At 52.2% G+C, this 19,124-nt stretch carries 18 protein-coding genes; 13 read left to right on the forward strand and 5 right to left on the reverse strand.

Annotation, left to right across the window (positions count from 1 at the left end):
- Positions 1–51: 51 nt before the first annotated feature.
- The 3 genes from TON_RS09585 to TON_RS09595 all read left to right on the forward strand — a co-directional run bounded on the left by TON_RS09585 (position 52) and on the right by TON_RS09595 (position 3,246).
- Positions 52–1,119, forward strand: coding sequence for a DUF1464 family protein (locus TON_RS09585; RefSeq protein WP_012572841.1), 1,068 nt, complete (start codon positions 52–54; stop codon positions 1,117–1,119).
- A 502-nt stretch (positions 1,120–1,621) separates the two neighbouring features.
- The gene (locus TON_RS09590; RefSeq protein WP_238516405.1) at positions 1,622–2,398 is read left to right on the forward strand and encodes a hypothetical protein; all 777 of its coding nucleotides are present in this window, start codon (positions 1,622–1,624) and stop codon (positions 2,396–2,398) included.
- Between the two features lie 56 nt (positions 2,399–2,454).
- Positions 2,455–3,246: a hypothetical protein gene (locus TON_RS09595; protein WP_012572843.1), complete on the forward strand. Its 792-nt coding sequence runs from the start codon at positions 2,455–2,457 to the stop codon at positions 3,244–3,246.
- A 13-nt stretch (positions 3,247–3,259) separates the two neighbouring features.
- On the opposite strand, the gene taw3 is transcribed toward TON_RS09595, so the two are convergent.
- From taw3 to TON_RS09610, 3 genes are all read right to left on the reverse strand, one after another.
- Positions 3,260–3,847 (reverse strand): tRNA(Phe) 7-((3-amino-3-carboxypropyl)-4-demethylwyosine(37)-N(4))-methyltransferase Taw3, encoded by a 588-nt coding sequence (taw3, locus tag TON_RS09600; RefSeq protein ID WP_012572844.1) that lies wholly within the window; start codon positions 3,845–3,847, stop codon positions 3,260–3,262.
- Positions 3,848–3,853: 6 nt separating this feature from the next.
- On the reverse strand, positions 3,854–5,836 hold the full coding sequence (locus TON_RS09605; protein WP_012572845.1) for an IGHMBP2 family helicase: 1,983 nt from the start codon (positions 5,834–5,836) through the stop codon (positions 3,854–3,856).
- A 132-nt stretch (positions 5,837–5,968) separates the two neighbouring features.
- A complete protein-coding gene (locus TON_RS09610; protein WP_238516407.1) occupies positions 5,969–6,253 on the reverse strand; it encodes a hypothetical protein in 285 nt (94 codons plus the stop codon).
- A gap of 439 nt (positions 6,254–6,692) precedes the next feature.
- Here TON_RS09610 and guaB point away from each other — a divergent pair, with 439 nt between their 5' ends.
- The 8 genes from guaB to pdxT all read left to right on the forward strand — a co-directional run bounded on the left by guaB (position 6,693) and on the right by pdxT (position 15,798).
- A complete protein-coding gene (guaB, locus tag TON_RS09615) occupies positions 6,693–8,153 on the forward strand; it encodes an IMP dehydrogenase (RefSeq protein ID WP_012572847.1) in 1,461 nt (486 codons plus the stop codon).
- 78 nt (positions 8,154–8,231) lie between these two features.
- Entirely contained in the window at positions 8,232–9,632 is a 1,401-nt protein-coding gene (locus TON_RS09620) for an L-aspartate oxidase (protein ID WP_012572848.1), read from the forward strand.
- Positions 9,633–9,682: 50 nt separating this feature from the next.
- Complete coding sequence (locus tag TON_RS09625) at positions 9,683–10,870, forward strand: TIGR00529 family membrane protein (RefSeq protein ID WP_012572849.1); 1,188 nt, start codon at positions 9,683–9,685, stop codon at positions 10,868–10,870.
- A gap of 45 nt (positions 10,871–10,915) precedes the next feature.
- The gene (nadA, locus tag TON_RS09630) at positions 10,916–11,824 is read left to right on the forward strand and encodes a quinolinate synthase NadA (RefSeq protein WP_012572850.1); all 909 of its coding nucleotides are present in this window, start codon (positions 10,916–10,918) and stop codon (positions 11,822–11,824) included.
- A gap of 77 nt (positions 11,825–11,901) precedes the next feature.
- Positions 11,902–13,212 (forward strand): ATP-binding protein, encoded by a 1,311-nt coding sequence (locus TON_RS09635; RefSeq protein ID WP_012572851.1) that lies wholly within the window; start codon positions 11,902–11,904, stop codon positions 13,210–13,212.
- Positions 13,199–14,032 (forward strand): carboxylating nicotinate-nucleotide diphosphorylase, encoded by an 834-nt coding sequence (gene nadC / locus TON_RS09640; RefSeq protein WP_012572852.1) that lies wholly within the window; start codon positions 13,199–13,201, stop codon positions 14,030–14,032. The genes TON_RS09635 and nadC overlap by 14 nt, the downstream gene beginning before the upstream one ends.
- A gap of 132 nt (positions 14,033–14,164) precedes the next feature.
- Positions 14,165–15,172, forward strand: a complete 1,008-nt coding sequence (gene pdxS, locus TON_RS09645) for a pyridoxal 5'-phosphate synthase lyase subunit PdxS (protein WP_012572853.1) — start codon at positions 14,165–14,167, stop codon at positions 15,170–15,172.
- Positions 15,173–15,204: 32 nt separating this feature from the next.
- On the forward strand, positions 15,205–15,798 hold the full coding sequence (gene pdxT / locus TON_RS09650; protein ID WP_012572854.1) for a pyridoxal 5'-phosphate synthase glutaminase subunit PdxT: 594 nt from the start codon (positions 15,205–15,207) through the stop codon (positions 15,796–15,798).
- 274 nt (positions 15,799–16,072) lie between these two features.
- On the opposite strand, the gene TON_RS10510 is transcribed toward pdxT, so the two are convergent.
- Complete coding sequence (locus TON_RS10510; protein ID WP_012572855.1) at positions 16,073–16,243, reverse strand: hypothetical protein; 171 nt, start codon at positions 16,241–16,243, stop codon at positions 16,073–16,075.
- A 247-nt stretch (positions 16,244–16,490) separates the two neighbouring features.
- On the opposite strand from TON_RS10510, the gene guaA reads away from it, so the two are divergent.
- Both guaA and TON_RS09660 read left to right on the forward strand, forming a co-directional pair.
- A complete protein-coding gene (gene guaA / locus TON_RS09655; RefSeq protein ID WP_012572856.1) occupies positions 16,491–17,414 on the forward strand; it encodes a glutamine-hydrolyzing GMP synthase in 924 nt (307 codons plus the stop codon).
- A 10-nt stretch (positions 17,415–17,424) separates the two neighbouring features.
- Positions 17,425–17,991, forward strand: coding sequence for a GMP synthase subunit A (locus TON_RS09660; RefSeq protein ID WP_012572857.1), 567 nt, complete (start codon positions 17,425–17,427; stop codon positions 17,989–17,991).
- A 393-nt stretch (positions 17,992–18,384) separates the two neighbouring features.
- Here the strand turns inward: TON_RS09660 and TON_RS09665 are convergent, their stop codons facing one another.
- Entirely contained in the window at positions 18,385–19,122 is a 738-nt protein-coding gene (locus TON_RS09665) for a DUF2101 family protein (RefSeq protein WP_012572858.1), read from the reverse strand.
- Between the last annotated feature and the right edge of the window lie 2 nt (positions 19,123–19,124).

Genomic DNA, 19,124 nt, shown 5'->3' on the forward strand with positions numbered 1-19,124 from the left:
TTTTAAAGAACCTTCCATTCTCAACTGGAGATAAACCTAAGGGTGTTTTCCATGAGGGTCATAGGCGTCGATCCCGGAACGAAGAGCTTCGACGTTATAGGGCTTGAAGACGGGAGGATAAAGCTTGACCTTACCTTCCCGAGTGAAGTGGTCGCAGAGGCACCTGAAAAGATTGTCAAGGCCATTGAGGACTTCAATGCCGATCTTATAATTGGGCCCTCAGGCTACGGAGTCCCGCTGAAGCACATAAGCGAGCTGACAGACAGAGACCGCTTCGAGATGACGCTCGTGAGAGAGGAGGAGATGAAGGAAATCCCTGTCCTCATCGGGTTACAAAAGATGGTAAGCGAGATGGCTGAGAAGGGCATGAACGTCTGGTTCATCCCTGGCGTTATCCACCTCCCGACGGTGCCGGAGTGGAGAAAGTACAACAAGGTTGACATGGGAACGGCCGATAAGATGGCGATAACAGTGCTCGGTATCCACGACCAAGCGAAAAGGTTCGGAACCGAGTACAGTGAAGTTTCATTCGTCCTCCTTGAGGTAGGTTTCGGCTACAACTACGCCGGAGCGGTTAAAGGCGGAAAAATCGTTGATGGCATCGGCGGAACCATTTTCCCCGGTCCGGCCTACGTGAACAGCGGCGCCCTCGACGGCGAAGTTGCCTACCTTATGGGAGGGGTCAAGAAGTGGCACCTCTTCTGGGGCGGAGCTACGGTAATAGCCGCCAACGAGATACTCCCGCCGGAGGAGTTTGCCAAGAGGCTCGACGAAGAACCGTTCGCAAAGGCTTGGGAGGCCATGAAGGACGGCTTCTTAAAGGCCGTTGCGAGCGAGCTGGCCGTTGTGGGCAACGCTAAGGAGATAATTCTCTCCGGCAGGCTGATGCGCATAGACGAGCTCAGAAAGGACGTGGAAGACCTCTTCGAGGAGCGCTTTGGACTTCCCGTCGTCAAGCAGAGGGGTCTTGAGGGCAGGGCTAAGGAAGCCGCCCAGGGGAGCGCGATAATAGCGGACGGCCTCGCCGGCGGAGGGTTCAAAGGCTTAGTGGAGCACGTTGAGATAAAGAAGAGCCGCGGGAGTGTTCTTGAGTACGTGAAGCTTCCGCTGGAGGTCTGACTTTACCCTTCTTTTAGGGCTCCTATTTCACTATTTAGGTATGAGTGTCCCAGCTCTGCCCCACGTCCTTCTCATTACTACTCTCCTCGTTATGCGCTTTGGTTCGGGCTTCCAGGAATAGTCCTTGGAACAATCTCATTCTGACTGTAGATCTTTGGGATAGGATTCTACCTGGAGGTGAGGATGAGGGAGCCCGTTGGAACTATAAAACTCTCCAACATACCTGTGGCGGGTCTACTGTGTTCTTTTGTTCAGTCTTTTACTCTCCCTTCTTTTGACTCACTCTCGTCGTTTTGAATATTGTTGGAAATTGAAAATGATGACGAAAAACGGAACTGATTCAAATGACAGGGGACAACTCCAGCTTAACATTACTTGGGTGAATCAAACAATAGACTTCGCGAACTTGACGAACTCTTCATGCTCTTGTTATAATTCAAGCTCTTGCAGTGCTTTGAACTTGACTGCTGACCTCAACGTTTCCGTGGTCACGTTTTATAACATGAGTGAAAAGCACGAGCAGTTACTGTTCTTTGGGGTTAGTCTCTACAATGAGACGTTTAATTACACGATGTACGCGCTCGTTTACAAGGCCGAGAGGAGTCAGTATAACTTCACTTTGGTCACGAGAATCTTCACTGATTCTGAGACTGGTGAGTACAAGGTCTATCTAACTGGAATGAATATAGCTCCGAAGGATGAGGATAAAGCTCTTCCTGTGGGGGACACAATCCTCACTACTGACAACCTGACCCTTTCGGAGTACTACTGGACGCTGAACAAGGTTCTCGTGAAGCTTAGGCATGGGGACGAGACGAACTGGATCTGGGACAGAACTGCATACGAGCTAAGACACTTATCGCACTTGGTGAGGCTTAAGCTTTCGGAGTACAATGGAGAGGCAAACTTGGGATACACCATAGTTCTTGACGACTATTCAGCATGCGTTCACCTCTGCGACTTAGCATGTACAGCATCTTTCACACTTGTGTGTATAGCTGCGGCGGAAAGCGGAGGGGTGCTCTCACTCATATGCTTTGCAGGAGGATTTATATGCTCGGGTCTTTGTGGCTATATGTGTGGACAAGGCATTAGTAGTATATTTGCGGGAGGATCTTGCTCTACCGTATGCTCTAAGGGGCTAGAAAAAGCTTGTGCAAGTAGATGTGGAATACTGGGAAGTGTCTGCGCAGATGCCTGTGGAGCAGTTTTAGCTCCTGTGTTTTGCCCGCAATTCTGTGATGCTCTACCCTACATCATTAAGGCTTTATTTTCGTGATATTCTCCCAACTTTTTAAATTTCAATTTTTTGAATAGGTAACGAGGGGATTTAAAATGAAGCCCGGGCGGAAGTTGGTGCTGGAAGCTGTCTTGGGTCCTTTGGTGTTCTGGGTTATTATGTGGGGGTTGTTCTACATTCATCCAACTCCCGACCTTCGGCGGGAGAATTTCAATGCTCCTTGGTTGATGACGTCGGTGGCTTCATTCTTCGTTGCTCTGACGATAGCCCTTTTCATGCTCAAAAGACGATTGGAGAAGGAGCATAATTCCAAATTCGGATTTAGAGAGCTTCCCCGGGTTATCGATGAGACTGACCCTGAGGTTATCCGGGACTTGACGAAGGACATCAGTTTTATCATTCTAATGTGGGGCCCCTTTGCCTCGGCTGTCCTGGATATGGGGGTTGAGAGAGGTGTGGTTTATTTCCTTGACTTCGCCGTGCAGTGTGTAATGGTTTGTGTTCCCCTGTTTCTTGCGATAGGGGTGCTGTTTATAGACTTCCCCATCTTTCTCTACGCACGTTTCATTGGAAAGGACTCCTCGCCGGGTTCCAGGGAGATTCTCCTCGGTTCCCTCATCTCACTCGTTTCTCTGGTTGCGGTGGGTGTGGCTACCAGCTTCAACGTTCGCGTTGAGGCAACACTCCCCATTCTGAATCTTCCCAGTGAGGACCCAGTAGAATATAGGTACGTTCTGTTGCTCTCGGGCTTGAACGTGCTTTACAGCCTCTTGGGAATGCTCGTCTATCCCAAGAAGAGAAAACTCGGTCTTTTACTCTCCCTTCCCATCGTCCCACTCATCGCGTACACTCTGCTGAAGACGCTCGTGTGGATGCAATCTCATTAAGGGCAAGTGGCGTTTATAACTTCTCGACCTCTTCCTCCAACCTCTTCAGCTTCCCCTTAAACCTTCTCACCTGCTCGTTCGCGATGTCCACGATTCTCTCGATGTAATCCTCGCTCACCCAGAGCTCGCCATCCGCGCCGAGCGGAACGTCCATTCTCTCCGTCGAGCGAATCTCAACGAGCAGTTTCTTGTGGCTCACGCTCTTGATGTTGCTGTACTTGAAGCCCAGTCCGATGGCAAGGTTTAGTAGTTTAACCGCGCCCTCCATCGTCCTCGCGCCGACGTGCAGGATAGGGCTCCTTACGAGAAACCAGAGCTGACCGCTGGAGTGCTTTTTGATAGCTTCAAGGACTTCCCCGAGCTCGACTTCCCGGTGCCACTTGCCGAGCCAGGCGGCGTTGACCTTGTCTCCAAATTCGGGCATCTCCATTACCGAAATCCTTCCGGAGCAGGAGGACGTTGTGAAGTAGTTCTCAAGCGAGTTTATCTTCTCCAAGAGCGGAATTATGTCCTCATCCACCTTGCCCTCTTCCAGTGCCTTCCTAAGGCCTGCCATCGCCCTGGCCTTCTGCTCGTCGAAGTTCTTGGTAAATAGGAACATGGCTCCTCATCCCCCGTTGGTCTTAAAATCATTTCCAATCTCAACGAACCTACCCTCAGCTTTCACGAACTCGATGAACCTTTTGTAAGTTGAATGAACGCTTAAAGTTTCGGAATCCCCAACCACTATCAGCTTCCTCTTTGCCCTCGTCAGCGAGACGTTTAATCTTCTCAAATCCTTCAGGAAGCCAACCTCGCCCCTCTCGTTTGAGCGCACGAAGGAGAGGATTATGACTTCCTTTTCCCTGCCCTGATAGCCATCCACGGTTCTGACCTCTATCTCCTCGGGAACGAGTGAGCTGATTAAGTCACGCTGGTCGTCGTACGGCGTTATCACGCCAATCCACTCTGGCTTGACGCCCATCTCGAGGAGCTTCTCAACGGTCTCGGCCACTATCCTCGCCTCAAGTGGGTTCTCCCTGCTTTCGCTCCCGCGCCTCTGCCTCTCCCACTTCTCCGGGTGTTTGGATGTGTCTATAAAAACGAGCACATTGCCCGCTTTCAGGATTTCATCCCATGGTTCCCCAAAATTGGGGCACTTAATTCCGAGATCTGTGAGAGTGATGCACTTAACTCCGGGTGCTGCCTTTATTTTCCCATCGTAGAACTCCCGGTTCGGAAATTCCATCAGCCTCTCGTTCATCCTGTACTGAACGGTCAGCATAGCACTGTCCTCAGGATAGCGCTCAATCAGTCCCTCAAAAAGTGTCCTGCTGAGCTCCCGCGCCTTCTCACTCAGTATTGTCGGCGGCAGCTGCCTGTGGTCGCCCGCTAAAACGAAGCGTTTGGCACGGTTTATAGGTATTAGCACGCTTGGTATGGTCGCCTGGGTCGCCTCATCTATGATGGCCACATCGTAGTCTGCGTAGCCGATTACCTCCAGCCCGGCCGAAGCGTTGGTGGTGAGAACAACGTCTGCCTCCTGAATTATCTCTCTGGCTATTCTCTCCTCCAGCTTTCTGGCGTCGTCGAAGGCCTTCTGGACGAGCTTGTTGAGCTTTATCCAGTTGGCCATCTCCCTGATGAGTTTTGCCGGTACCCCTCTCGTGCCCCGCCTCCTCCTCGACAACGCAAGGATTTCAATGTCGGTCAACCCGCGCCTGTACTTCGGCAGGGGCTTTGTGAAGGTGTCACGCTTTTCCGCGAGGTTCTGTGCCGTGACTCGGAGTTCTCTCAGCTCGCTGTATAGGTCATGCTTGGTCATGAGATATGCAAGAGTTGTCTCGTGGAGGTGTTTGGAAACGCGGCTTGGGTGTCCAATCCGGACGATTTTCAGGCCCGATTCTGCTAATCGCTCAACGAGGTTGTCCACAGCCACGTTGCTCTCTGCCGTTGCAAGAACCTTGTGGCCGCGCTCCACTTCCTGCCTTATCAGCTCGGCCAGCGTTCTGGTTTTGCCCGTTCCAAAAGGCCCGTGGATGAGGAAGAAGTTGGGGCTCCCGAGTGCCTGGCTGATTGCTCTCCTCTGACTCGCGTTCAGGCTTTTATCGATCGGATCAAACTCGACCGGCTCACTTTCTTCCGGATCCCTTAGGCCGAGATAGAACTCCAGTGCCCTCTTTCCGCCCTCATGGAGGTGTTCAAGGTTTTCAATCCAGCGCTTGAATGTGATATCGTTGGCGTAGAGGTCTAGCCTTATCCCCTTAAGCGCCCATTCCGGGACAGTTTCAAGGGCGACTGTAATGAATCGCTTCCCCTTCTCTACGACGGTTCCAACTAGATCGCTCTTCAGGGGATCGCGTTTGCTGATAACCACCAAATCCCCTACGCCTATTTCCGTCTTAATTTCCCGATCTCGACCGTATTTTACCAGGAAGTAGCCGAGTTCTTCCCCGATTATTTTGCCGTTCAGGCCAAGGATTGCTCTGCCTACCTTCTCACGCTCTCTGCCGCTTAGCCTTTTCATCTCTGCCCTCATGGCTTCTATCTCGGCCTTTCTCTCGTACTCTACGAGAACCTTGAGGTGGTTGATGAACTTCTCAAGCTCCATTCTCGCTCCCAAGCGGAGGAAAGAAGAACGTCTTAAAAGGTTGAGGGTTGGTCAGCCCATGCGAGTTTCCTCACCGCTCGGACGAAACTTCCCTCATCATCCCAAGAAGAGTAGAGAAAGGGGGTTAAAAAGCTAAGCCTTCTCAAAGGAAATTACTGCGATGATATCCCTCTGGAAGGATTTCACTGCCTTCATGTGCCTTTCTTCAACGCGACCGCAGCAGGCGACGCGGTTGTAGAATATCTCCAGCTCCCTGAGTAGATCCGCGAGCTCCCTCTTGGTGCTTTCACTGTACCCGTTGTTCAAAAGCTTGCCCCTCAGAAACGGCATCACTTCCGACGGCCTTCCGAGGGCCGCCCAGAAAAGGCCTTCCTTCAGTATTTCACCTAAAATCTCCTCAAAACTAAAGCTCCTCACATTCAAAATCTTTTCCTTAGCGATGGGTTTGGTACTCCCCCCTCATTGTGAAATCACCCACATGAATGGTTGTCTGGAAGTATTTTGGCTTTTCGGTGTAAGTATTGATGTGATGACAAAATGTAGGGAAAAAAGGTCTAAATTTTGGATGAACCTCTTTGTAGTCCTATGTTCTTTGTCACATCGCCAGGGCGAGGACCCCAAGGATGAGCAATATCGGTGCCGCGTAGGATAGGGCTATTGCGAGTCTTTTCATAGATGCCACCGTGCCCAAACGTACACATTTGTTTATAAAGTTTACGTTTGTAAAGTTGTCAAATGTAAAGCCATCGGTTCGAAGCTGTACATTGAAACCGTGGTTGAGTTCGATCCTCGAGGTGAAAACCCTTAAAAACCCTTAACAGGTTCAAGTTAAAAAGAGTGGGGAGGTTCGCGAATTATGGGGAAATTTGAACAAAAACTTGTCAATGCAATTAAGGGCTACACCTTCGACGACGTTCTTCTGGTTCCGCAGGCAACCGAGGTCGAGCCAAAGGACGTTGATGTTTCGACCTGGATAACGCCGAGGATTAGACTCAACATCCCGATTCTCAGCGCGGCTATGGACACCGTCACCGAGTGGGAGATGGCGGTAGCGATGGCCAGGGAAGGCGGCCTTGGAGTGATCCACAGGAACATGAGCATCGAGGAGCAGGTCGAGATGGTAAAAAAGGTCAAGCGCGCAGAGCGCTTCATCGTCGAGGACGTCATAACAATCGAACCCGATGAGACCCTTGACTATGCGCTCTTCCTGATGGAAAAGAACGACATCGACGGCCTTCCGGTGGTCGGAGAGGACGGAAGAATTATTGGAATCATCACCAAGAAGGACATAGCGGCTAAGGAAGGCAGGCTCGTGAGGGAGGTCATGACCAGGGACGTCATAACGGTTCCGGAGGACATCGCCGTCGAGGATGCCCTCACCCTTATGGTCGAGAACAGGATTGCCCGCCTCCCCGTGGTCGATGGGGACGGTAAGCTGGTCGGAATCATCACAGTGAGTGACCTCATGATGAGGAAGAAGTACAGGAACGCGGTAAGAGATGAAAACGGCGACCTGTTGGTTGCCGCCGCGGTTGGTCCATTCGACTTGGAGAGAGCCAAGGCCCTTGATGAGGCTGGAGTTGATGTTATAGTCATTGACACGGCCCATGCCCACAACCTTAAAGCGATAAGGGCGATGAAGGAGATAAGGAGCGCCGTTGATGCCGAGTTAATCGTCGGAAACATCGCCAATCCGAAGGCCGTCGATGACCTAACATTCGCCGATGCCGTCAAGGTTGGGATAGGACCAGGAAGCATATGCACCACACGCGTTGTCGCTGGCGTCGGCGTTCCGCAGATTACCGCTATAGTTATGGTTGCCGACAGGGCACAGGAGTACGGTATTCACGTCATCGCCGACGGAGGAATACGCTACTCCGGCGACATCGTCAAGGCAATAGCCGCTGGAGCCGACGCTGTTATGCTTGGTTCGCTCTTGGCTGGAACCAGGGAGGCCTCTGGAAAGGAGGTCGTCATAAACGGCAGAAAATACAAGCAGTACCGTGGAATGGGCTCCCTCGGAGCGATGATGAAGGGAGGGGCTGAAAGGTACTATCAGAAGGGCCACATGAAGACGCGCAAGTTCGTCCCCGAAGGAGTCGAGGGGGTCGTCCCCTACAAGGGAAGCGTTGGAGAGGTTCTCTACCAGCTCGTCGGTGGCCTGCGCTCGGGAATGGGCTACGTCGGGGCGGGGAACATCGAGGAGCTCAAGGAGAGGGGCGAGTTCGTGATAATAACCCAGGCTGGCGTTAAGGAGAGCCATCCGCACGACATCTTCATCACCGATGAGGCTCCAAACTATCCGGTCGGGAAGTGAGCTTTTTTCCTTTGTTCTTCTATGCCTGATTCCAAAAACCGTTATAAACCCCCTTTTTGAGCCCCATTGGGGGAGAACATGACCAAGATTGGAATCATCGGCGATGGTGCAGCTGGTTTAACGGCTGCCATAGCCCTGGCGAAGAGAGGTTTTGACGTCACGGTCATAGGTAAGGGGTTCAAAAACACCAACTCATATTTAGCCCAGGCTGGAATAGCCTTCTCGATTCTTGAGGGAGATTCACCTAGGGCTCACTTCCTCGACACGGTTAGGGCTGGCAAGTACCTCAACGATGAGGAAGTAGTCTGGAGCGTTGTGAGCAAAGCTCCCGAAGCGTATGATTTTCTAATCTTGCTCGGCCTTGAGTTCGAGGCCAACGAGACGGAGGGGGGACACTCCTTCCACAGGGTCTTCACGATAAGGAACGAGACCGGGAAGCACCTGATGAGGAGTCTCTATATTGCCGCGAGAGAGCATGGGGTAAACTTCGTTGAAGGTCTTGCCGAAGAGCTCGCGGTTAGAGACGGTATCGCCTACGGCGTCTTTCTCGATGGGGAGCTGCTGAAGTTCGACGCTACCCTTCTGGCCACGGGCGGTTTCGCCTCGCTGTTCAAGTACACCGCCGGCTCGCCCCTCAACCTGGGGACGCTGATAGGCGATGCCGTTATGAAAGGTGCTCCCGCGAGAGAGCTGGAGTTCGTCCAGTTTCATCCCACGGGCTTCATCGGAAAGGAGGGTGTCAGGCTCATCAGCGAGGCCGTCAGGGGAGCCGGGGCCAGGCTCGTGACGGATGACGGCGAGCGCTTCGTGAACGAGCTCTCCACGAGGGACATCGTGGCGAGGGCCATATACCGTCAGATGCAGGCTGGAAAGAGAGTCTATCTCGATGCAACTGGCATAGAGGACTTTAAACGTAATTTCCCTCAGATATATGCCTTCCTCATCAGGGAGGGCATAGATCCCTCCAAAGACCTTATTCCAGTCTTTCCAATAGCTCACTACACCATCGGCGGAGTAGCGGTCGACCCCTGGTATCGTACGGGCATCAAAAACCTATATGTTGCTGGGGAAGCCATGAGCAACGGCTTCCACGGTGCGAACAGGCTGGCGAGCAACTCCCTGCTGGAGTGCATTGTGAGCGGACTTGAAGTTGCCAGAACCCTATCGAGAGATAGGCCGAGGCTTGGCGAGGTTCCAGAGGTTCCATACACCTTTGACTCTCTGGGTGATGTTGAAGCCCTCAGGGAAATACTGTGGGAGCACGCTGGAATAGTAAGGACTGCCGAAGGCCTGAGGTTTGGCTTGGAGAAGCTTAACGGGATCGAGGTTGATGGAAGGCTTAAGCTGCTCGCGAGGGGTGTTCTTGAGTGCGCTTTGGCAAGGGAGGAGAGCAGGGGGAGCCACTACCGCGAGGACTTTCCCGTCATGAGGAAGGAGTTTGAGAGGCCGAGCTTCTTTGATGGGAGGTGCAGGCTCTGAGCCCAAACATTTAAATTCTCATCGAATCCTTATCATACCCGGTGAAACGGGTGGAGCTCCTCTACCTCATAGCCTCCTTCGCAGTCATCATCGCTCTCATCTGGCTTAAAATCAACATCGGTGTCTCTATATTCGTCGGCTCACTTGTTCTGGCCTTTCTGTTTGGCATGAGCCCTTCCGATGCGGTTATGGCCCTCTACCACTCTGTCGTCTCCTGGGAGACCATCAGGCTCGTACTTATCATCGCCTTCATAATGGGAATGACCTCGGTGTTCTCACAGATCGGCTATTTGAAGGATATGGAGGCCGCCGCGGGCAACCTCTTTCCCAAGGCCAAGTACTCACTGGCAATGCTTCCGGCCCTCATAGGCCTCATGCCGATGCCCGCTGGCGCCCTCGTTTCGGCCCCCATGATAGACCCCGTCGCGGGCAGGCTTGAGATGGAGCCCGAAGAGAAGACGCTGGTCAACTACTGGTTCAGGCACATATGGGAGCACTCCTGGCCGATGTACCAGGCCATAGTAATCGCCTCCGCCATCGTCGGGATTTCCATAAGGGAGATAAGCACCAAGATGTTCCCCCTGACGGTTCTTATGACCATCATCGGCTACCTGATGCTGATTCGGCCCCTTCCAGATGACGGGGGTGGCGAGGGCGACTTCAGAACCGGCCTAAAGCTCCTCCTGAAGAGCACGTACCCCATACTGGTTATCATACTCGTTTCAATCGTTCTGGGCATCGACATGGTCTACGGTGCTTTTCTCGGATTCCTCTCGGCTCTCATTCCCAACCTGAAGAGGGTGAGCCTGAAAGAGGTCATTGCTCATGCCCTCCAGCCCAAGATAGTCTTCCTCCTCGTTTCGGTCATGTACTTCAAATACGTCCTTGAAGTTACGGGGGCTGTGGAGGCCCTTCCAAAGGCCATGCTGGCCATGAACCTCCCGGTAATCCTTGTCCTCATGGTGACGCCCTTCGTTGTCGGCCTGATGACGGGCATAAGCTTCGCCTACGTCGGCATGACCTTTCCGCTGTTGCTCCCCTTCTTCACGAGCTTTGACAGGGTCGCCCTTGCCTATTTAAGCGGCTATATGGGGATGCTCTTCAGTCCCGTCCATCTCTGCTTAGTTTTCTCGGCCGAGTACTACGGGGCCGAGCTCCGGAGGGTCTATTTGAGGCTGCTGGTTCCCGCTCTGGTCCTCTTCCTGCTCGGGCTTCTTTACATCGCCGTTGTGCTTTAGAACAAGCTTTTATACCCCCGGGCATAGCATTCTCTAGGTGAGAACATGAAAATGGAGGAGCTCGTTAGGGAGATTGAACGCCTCAAAGAGGAGAGAAACGCTATAATCATGGCCCACAACTATCAGTTGCCCGAGATTCAGGACATAGCTGACTTCCTCGGCGACAGCCTCGAGCTTGCGAGGAAAGCTGTTAACGTTGATGCGGACGTCATAGTTTTTGTGGGTGTCGACTTTATGGCTGAAACTGCCAAGATTCTCAATCCAGAGAAGACCGTTCTGTTGCCAACGAGGAGGGCAACCTGCGCGATGGCCAACATGCTCAAAGTCGAGCACATCCTCAAGGCCAAGGAGCAGTATCCGGACGCGCCGGTGGTTCTCTACGTAAACACCACCGCCGAGACCAAGGCCTACGCCGACGTTACGGTTACCTCTGCCAACGCGGTCAGAATAGTTGAAAAGCTCGACTCGGACGTCATAATCTTCGGCCCGGACAAGAACCTCGCGAGCTATGTGGCAAAGATGACCGGCAAGAAGGTCATCCCCGTCCCCGAGTACGGACACTGCTACGTCCACAGGCAGTTCACCCTTGAGGATGTCGAGCGCGCGAGAAAGCTCTACCCCAACGCCAAGCTAATGGTTCACCCGGAATGCGAGCCAGAGGTACAGGAGAGAGCCGACATCATAGTCTCCACGGGCGGAATGATAAGGCGCGCCCCCGAGCACGACGAGTGGGTGGTCTTCACGGAGAGGGAGATGGTCTACCGCCTTCAGAGGCTCTATCCGGACATCAAGTTCCACCCGGCTAAAGAAGACGCCATCTGCATCGGCATGAAGGCGATAACGCTCAACCACATCTACGAATCGCTCAGGGACATGAAGTACGAGGTTGAAGTTCCGGAGGATATAGCCGAGAAAGCCAGAAGGGCGATAGAGAGGATGCTGGAGATGAGCTAAGTCTGTAGGGAAAGATTCTACCATTTTTGTTAAGTACAGAGGGAAACTTTTTAAGGATTTTTACCTCTTTATCTAACATGAGCCGCGAGGAAACGATAGCCCAAATTGTGATGGACTATCTCAATCTCAGCGTTGAAGGTGTCGAGCGTGAGCTGAGGGTTTCTGAGGACATCCGAATAAACAAAGCAATAACAATAATCGGCCCAAGAAGGGCTGGAAAGACTTTCTACATTCTTCAAAAGTTTTCCAAACTGAGGAAGGCTGGTAAAGCAGCCGTCTTCTTCCCTCTCGACGATGACAGGATATACCCTCCAACGCCCGATGACCTTTCAACTCTCGTGAGGGTGTTCTACGAGCTCTTCCCGGATGCCGACGAGAAGTACCTTTTTCTCGACGAGATTCAGAACGTCCCCAACTGGGAGCTTTTCGTTAAGCGTGTCATGGAACGTGATGGGTTCAGGGTTTACTTAACCGGCTCCTCTTCAAAACTCCTCAGCAGGGAGATAGCAACGGCCCTTCGGGGAAGAACTCTAACATTCGAGATGCTACCCTTCAGCTTCCGAGAGTTCCTTAGAGCGAAGGGGATTGAGGTGGGTAGGTATCTCTCGACGAGAGAAGAGGCGGTTGTCAAGACTCTTCTGAGGGAATACCTAGAGTTCGGCGGCTTTCCAGAGGTTGTTCTTATCGAGGACACATACCTAAAGCGGAAAACGCTTTCCGAGTATGTGGATGTGATGCTGTATCGCGACGTTGTTGAAAGGCACGGGGTAAAGAATTTAAAAGCTGTGAGGCTGTTCCTGAAGCTTCTCATAACGTCCTTTGCCAAGGAGTTCTCGGTGAACCGAACGGCTAGGTACATGAAGGGCATTGGCGTGGACGTCAGCAAGAACACCCTATACAGCTACTTCGACTACTTTGAAGAAGCTTACGTGATCTTCCCGCTCAAGAAATTTTCCTACAACCTGAGGGAGGTTGAGAAGAGCCTTCCCAAGGTCTACGTCGTTGATACGGGTTTGATAAACGCCTACTCGCTTCGCTTCGGGGAGACCATTGGTAGGCTCATCGAGAACGCCGTTTTCCTTGAACTTAGAAGACGTGAGAAGGAGCTCTACTACTTCAAGGACGAGCGCGGGAGAGAGGTTGATTTCCTCGTGAAGGATGGAAAGGATATCTCGGAGCTCATACAGGTCAGTTATTCACTTGAAGCCCCCGAAACGTTCGAACGAGAGATCTCGGCACTGGTGAATGCCTCGGAGAAACTCGACTGCGAAAACCTAACGATAATAAACTGGAACAGAGATGACATTCTTGAGGTCGGAGGGAAAAAGGTCAGGCTCATCCCTCTCTGGAAGTTCCTGCTTGGAGGTGAAGGTAATGATTCACCTTAGTTATCTCATCCGCTTCATAGAGGAGGACGCCCCCTTCGGCGACGTCACGAGTGAGGCGGTCATTCCGAAGGAGTTGAATGCAAAGGCCGTAATCATCGCGAAACAAGAAGGGATAATAGCGGGCGTTGAGGAAGCCAAGGCCCTCTTCGAGTACTTCGGGGTTAAAGTTGAGGTCAGGAAGAGGGACGGTGAGGCCGTGAACAGGGGTGACGTCCTCCTTGAGCTCGAAGGGAACGCGAGGGCAATACTTCTCGTCGAGAGGACAGCGTTAAACGTTATGGGCAGGATGAGCGGCATAGCGACCGAAGTCAGGAAGCTGGTCGAGAGGGTGAGGGCGGTAAACCAGAAGGTTCGGGTTGCCGGAACGAGAAAAACCCTCCTCAAGCCGATAGACAAGAGGGCGATACTCATAGGTGGCGGTGAGCCCCACCGCTTTTCCCTTAGCGATGCCGTACTCATAAAGGACAACCACCTGGCTCTTGTCCCCCTGGAAGAAGCCATAAGGCGCGCCAAGGCCTTCAGCGTCTACGAGGTCGTCGAGGTTGAGGTCGAGACCCTCGAGGACGCCATCAAAGCGGCCAGAGCAGGTGCCGACGTTGTGATGCTCGACAACATGAAGCCTGAGGAAATAGCCGAGGTTTTAGAAGCCCTCAAGCGGGAAGGGCTCAGGGAGAGAGTTAAGATAGAGGTCTCGGGCGGCATAACCGAGGAAAATATCGAGGAGTACGCGAAACTTGATATTGACGTTATAAGCCTCGGAGCTCTAACGCATTCCGTCAGGAACTTCGACGTCAGCCTCGAGATAGTTGGAAAGGCCTGAGCGGATTTCCTTCTTTTCTCCTATCACTCGATCGAAGGTTTTTCGGAAACATCGGGGCGTTTCTGCGGCAAGGTTTATATTCAAGTTTTTTCTTGAGATTATTGCAAGTTACAGCTTGAAAAGGTGATACCGATGGGAAAGCTCCACGTTATTGAGGCTAAGGGCACGGAGAGGCTGAAGCGCGGTTTTGCCAGGATGGTTAAAGGCGGCGTCATAATGGACGTCACCAACGCCGAGCAGGCGAGGATTGCGGAAGAGGCAGGTGCAGTTTCTGTCATGGCCCTCCATAAAGTTCCGGCCGACATTAGGAAGGCCGGCGGCGTCGCTAGGATGGCTCCGATAGAGAAGATCCAGGAAATAATGGACGCGGTAACGATTCCTGTCATGGCCAAGGTCAGGATAGGCCACGTCGCCGAGGCTAGAGTCCTTGAGGCGCTCGGTGTGGACATGATAGACGAGAGTGAGGTATTAACTCCAGCGGACCCGTTCTTCCACATAGACAAGAGGGAGTTCAACGTTCCCTTCGTCTGTGGAGCGAGGAATCTTGGGGAGGCCGTCAGGAGGATATGGGAAGGCTCCGCCATGATAAGAACCAAGGGTGAGGCCGGAACCGGCAACATCGTCGAGGCAGTCAGACACGTTAGGCTCGTCGCCGACAACATAAGGCTTATCCAGCGCATGACGGACGAGCAGGTTTATGCCGTGGCTGAAAAGTTCGCCGAGCCGTACCTCAGACTGGCCAGACAGATAAGGGAAATAAGCGGCCTGCCGGAGCAGATTCTCGAGAACGAGCCTGTTTACGGCCACTACACCTATCGCGAGATAGTTGACGGTCTCTACAAGATTCTCCTGGAAATAAAGAAGCTCGGAAGATTGCCCGTGGTTAACTTCGCCGCCGGAGGAGTTGCCACTCCAGCCGACGCCGCCCTGATGATGCAGATGGGCATGGACGGCGTCTTCGTTGGTTCAGGCATCTTCAAGAGCTCCACTCCGGAGAAGATGGCCAGGGCAATAGTTGAAGCCGTTAACCACTGGGACGAGCCGGACGTTATAGCCGCGATAAGCAAAGAGATCGGCGAGCCCATGAAGGGCCTGGAGATTGAGGAGCTCGAGGTCCGCCTCGAGGAGAGGGGCGTCTGAGCTTTTCTTTCTATATTTATGGGGGTGAGAAGGTGCTCAGAGTCGGAGTTATTGGTGTTCAGGGGGCAGTTAGCGAGCACATCGAGGCGGTGAAGAGGGCCTTCGAGAGGCTCGGCGTCGAGGGGGAGGCATTCTGGCTGAGGAGGCCCGAGCAATTGAATGCTATTGATGCAATAATCCTGCCAGGCGGAGAGAGCACGACCATATCTCGGCTGATGCAGAAGAATGGTCTCTTTGAGCCGGTTAAGAAGCTCGGTGAGGAGGGGCTTCCAATAATGGGCACCTGTGCCGGTTTAATCCTTCTCGCAAAGGAGGTCGAGGGAGCCGTTGAGGGACAGCGCTTTCTGGAGCTCCTCGACGTCAGGGTTAACAGAAACGCCTACGGCAGGCAGGTGGACAGTTTCGAAGCCCCGTTAAAGCTGTCCTTCAGTGATGAACCGTTCCCGGGTGTCTTTATTCGTGCTCCAAAGATAGTCGAGCTTCTGAACGATAAGGTCAAGCCCATAGCCTGGCACGGCGATGAGGTCGTTGGCGTAGAGCAGGGGAACATCATTGGCTTAGCGTTCCATCCTGAGTTAACCGACGATGCGAGGCTGCATGAGTACTTCCTCCGGAAGGCTCTTTGATATTCCTCTTTTTCAACCCTCACTCTTCAGGGGGAGGAGGTAAGTTTACAAATTTCATAATACTCAGAATAAGGAAACTCAGAAGCGGAAGGTTCACTCTGGATACTCGCTGGTGAGGCAGGCGGTGCAGAGCCTCTCTTTCCCACCGCCTTTTTCAGCCCATCGACGCTTAGATAATTCAGACTATCAACCCCAATGGCTTTTTTGACCTTCCTGGTGTTCCACCTCGATAAAGACGACCTAATAAACGCCCATAAGGGGCTCTACGGGTGTCTTATTGGGCGGGCCTAAAGTTAGACTCGTAGGTTATGAAAACTGTGTAGCAACCCTTCTCATCTTCAATTATTTCTATCTTCTTCAGTTTTGGGCCATATTCCCTAACGACGTCTTCCACGATCTTGGGCAGCTCCTCAAGGAAGGCCTTTCTTTTAATGGTCATTTCCATCAGGTTCACCAAGAAAAGTTGGGTGGAGGAATTAAAGCCTTATCCTAGAGCTCTCCACGACTATTTTGCGACTCACTTACAGCTGGCAAGATACAAGGGACATATCAGCACCGGACGAGAGATGTTGATAAGATAAGGCAAGCTCTAGACGAAAACCGGCTCAATGAAATATTGACACAAATTTGGAAAACATTGTGTGAATAGGTTTATAAATTGACAGTATTATGCAGAGCAAAAGGTGGTGCTCATGTGGGAGAGCTTCATTGATGAGAAGGTTAAAGAGATAAGGGAAACGGTTGGAGATGGGAAGGCCATCATAGCGCTCAGTGGCGGCGTTGACAGCTCAACCGCTGCTGTTTTAGCCCACCGGGCCATCGGGGATAAACTTCACGCGGTCTTCGTGAACACGGGCTTCCTAAGGAAGGGCGAGCCGGAGTTCGTCTTGAAGACCTTCAGGGACGAGCTCGGTATGAACCTTCACTACGTTGACGCTCAGGGGAGGTTCTTCGAGGCCCTCAAGGGCGTAACTGACCCCGAGGAGAAGAGGAAGGTAATAGGCAGGGTCTTCATAGAGGTGTTCGAGGAGGTTGCGAGGGAAATCGACGCAGAGTTCCTGATTCAGGGGACTATAGCACCTGACTGGATAGAAAGCAAGGGCAAGATAAAGAGCCACCATAACGTCGGTGGACTGCCGGAGAGGCTGAACCTCAAGCTCATCGAGCCGTTGAGGGACCTCTACAAGGATGAAGTCAGGGAACTGGCAAAGGAGCTCGGCCTTCCGGAGAAGATATACAACAGGATGCCCTTCCCTGGTCCCGGACTGGCCGTCAGGGTTCTTGGGGAGGTTACCCCCGAAAAGGTTGCCATCGTCAGGGAGGCCAACGCCATCGTGGAAGAGGAGATAGCTAAAGCTGGACTGAGACCGTGGCAGGCCTTCGCGGTTCTCCTTGGCGTCAAGACCGTCGGCGTTCAGGGTGACATAAGGGCCTATAAGGAAACGATAGCTATTCGCGTTGTTGAAAGCCTCGACGGCATGACCGCCAACGCCATGAACGTTCCCTTTGAGGTTTTGCAGAGGATAGCCTTCAGGATAACGAGCGAGATTCCAGAGGTTGGCAGGGTGCTGTATGACATCACTAACAAGCCACCGGCGACGATAGAGTTCGAATGAGGTGAAATGAATGATAATCATAATGGATAACGGCGGCCAGTACGTCCACAGGATCTGGCGCACTCTTCGCTACCTCGGCGTTGAGGCGAAGATAATCCCAAACACAACGCCTCTCGAGGAGATAAAGGCAATGAAGCCGAAGGGTATAATCTTCTCCGGCGGCCCGGACATCGAGAAGACCGGCAACTGCAGTGCTATACTCGATCACTACGACGAGTTCAACGTGCCTATCCTCGGTATCTGCCTCGGCCACCAGCTCATAGCGAAGTACTTCGGCGGTAAAGTCGGCAGAGGCGAGAAGGCCGAGTACAGCCTCGTAGAGATTGAGATACTCGAGGAGAACGACATATTCAGGGGACTTCCCAAGAGACTCAAAGTCTGGGAAAGCCATATGGATGAGGTGAAAGAGCTCCCGCCCGGTTTCAAACTTCTGGCAAAGAGCGAGACCTGTCCGATCGAGGCTATGAAGCACGAGGAATTGCCAATCTACGGCGTTCAGTTCCATCCAGAGGTCGCCCACACCGAGATGGGGAGCGACGTTTACCGCAACTTTGCTCAGCTCTGCGGAGAGCTCTAATCAGCTAGTCGATCCTCTCCTCATCTTTTTATCGGCAACGGGTTTAGTCATCATCCCCCAGCTATTCTCCTTCTTTGTCTTAAAGCATTTCCCTGATTACGACAGTACATTGCAAAATCAAAAACTTTTTAAAGTTTTACTTCTTACTCTTTGTGGTGATATTTTGGGACACACGGTATATTATCGCACTCGAATCGAGCGGTGGGATGACTTCAAGCGGTTCATCGAGAGAATCTGCGATGGCCTCGGATACGAATTCGTGGAGATGGGGGAGTCTGTACTTGTGGTCTCAGGGTGTCTTCATGTTGAGCCCCTACAGATAAAAAGAGAAGGGTTCGGGTTTGCCAAAACCAACCTGGTTGAGCCCTGTCACTCGATTTACCTGTTAATCCTTCATTCACTTTCTTCTTTCGGCTCCGTTGAGGTCTGGGAGGACAGATAGACCTCTATGATCTTAGTCGGCACCGCGCCTCTCAGCCGTCTGTCTTCCACGATTAGCTTCACGACCCTCCCGACCTCTAAATCATCGACGGCATCGACCCAGTAGCGGCCTGGCTTGACGTTGGCGGAAATGTCATCATGGACGAATACCTTCACAATGTCCCCACGGATTTCCTCCACAACGCCATAGGTCCAGTCACGTCCGTATTTAGTCTTGAAATACCATCTGAATGCCATGACTGCTATGAACACCAGCACAAGGTAGCCGTAGTAATAGTAGATGCTTGTGGCGATTCTCCTGATGAAGGAGTAGCCAAGGAACGCACCAAAGGATATCAGGGAAATGAAGTAGTAGAAGAATCTGTACGGCTCTGGTTCTATAAAGAATTCCCTGTTTCTTGTGAGCAGGTAGCGAAGGTAGAGGAAGTATATCAGGGCTATCACAGCGAGCCAGAGGGGATTAAGCTTTAGGAACAGGACTGCGAGGTTTGTTAGGAGATATATTAAGAATGCAATTTGGAGCTTAAGGCTGAGGAACTCGTGGGTTGTTAAATCCTTCTTTATCAGCCGTGTAAGGTATCTGAACGTGGGTGGGTCTTCTGATGGGGAGGGGTTGATAAACTCAATTAGTTTGTGAATTCCGGAGTCCACCGCTTCACCTATATTATAAAGGAAATCTTCCAACGACATGA

Source organism: Thermococcus onnurineus NA1 (genome assembly GCF_000018365.1).
Taxonomy (GTDB): domain Archaea; phylum Methanobacteriota_B; class Thermococci; order Thermococcales; family Thermococcaceae; genus Thermococcus; species Thermococcus onnurineus.

What these genes read in the sequence shown, in the direction of transcription:
- TON_RS09585 (WP_012572841.1), top strand. Translation starts at nt 52, where the DNA reads ATGAGGGTCATAGGCGTCGATCCCGGAACGAAGAGCTTCGACGTTATA.
- TON_RS09590 (WP_238516405.1), top strand. Translation starts at nt 1,622, where the DNA reads ATGAGTGAAAAGCACGAGCAGTTACTGTTCTTTGGGGTTAGTCTCTAC.
- TON_RS09595 (WP_012572843.1), top strand. Translation starts at nt 2,455, where the DNA reads ATGAAGCCCGGGCGGAAGTTGGTGCTGGAAGCTGTCTTGGGTCCTTTG.
- taw3 (WP_012572844.1), bottom strand. Translation starts at nt 3,847, where the DNA reads ATGTTCCTATTTACCAAGAACTTCGACGAGCAGAAGGCCAGGGCGATG.
- TON_RS09605 (WP_012572845.1), bottom strand. Translation starts at nt 5,836, where the DNA reads ATGGAGCTTGAGAAGTTCATCAACCACCTCAAGGTTCTCGTAGAGTAC.
- guaB (WP_012572847.1), top strand. Translation starts at nt 6,693, where the DNA reads ATGGGGAAATTTGAACAAAAACTTGTCAATGCAATTAAGGGCTACACC.
- TON_RS09620 (WP_012572848.1), top strand. Translation starts at nt 8,232, where the DNA reads ATGACCAAGATTGGAATCATCGGCGATGGTGCAGCTGGTTTAACGGCT.
- nadA (WP_012572850.1), top strand. Translation starts at nt 10,916, where the DNA reads ATGAAAATGGAGGAGCTCGTTAGGGAGATTGAACGCCTCAAAGAGGAG.
- TON_RS09635 (WP_012572851.1), top strand. Translation starts at nt 11,902, where the DNA reads ATGAGCCGCGAGGAAACGATAGCCCAAATTGTGATGGACTATCTCAAT.
- nadC (WP_012572852.1), top strand. Translation starts at nt 13,199, where the DNA reads ATGATTCACCTTAGTTATCTCATCCGCTTCATAGAGGAGGACGCCCCC.
- pdxS (WP_012572853.1), top strand. Translation starts at nt 14,165, where the DNA reads ATGGGAAAGCTCCACGTTATTGAGGCTAAGGGCACGGAGAGGCTGAAG.
- TON_RS10510 (WP_012572855.1), bottom strand. Translation starts at nt 16,243, where the DNA reads ATGGAAATGACCATTAAAAGAAAGGCCTTCCTTGAGGAGCTGCCCAAG.
- guaA (WP_012572856.1), top strand. Translation starts at nt 16,491, where the DNA reads ATGTGGGAGAGCTTCATTGATGAGAAGGTTAAAGAGATAAGGGAAACG.
- TON_RS09660 (WP_012572857.1), top strand. Translation starts at nt 17,425, where the DNA reads ATGATAATCATAATGGATAACGGCGGCCAGTACGTCCACAGGATCTGG.
- TON_RS09665 (WP_012572858.1), bottom strand. Translation starts at nt 19,122, where the DNA reads ATGTCGTTGGAAGATTTCCTTTATAATATAGGTGAAGCGGTGGACTCC.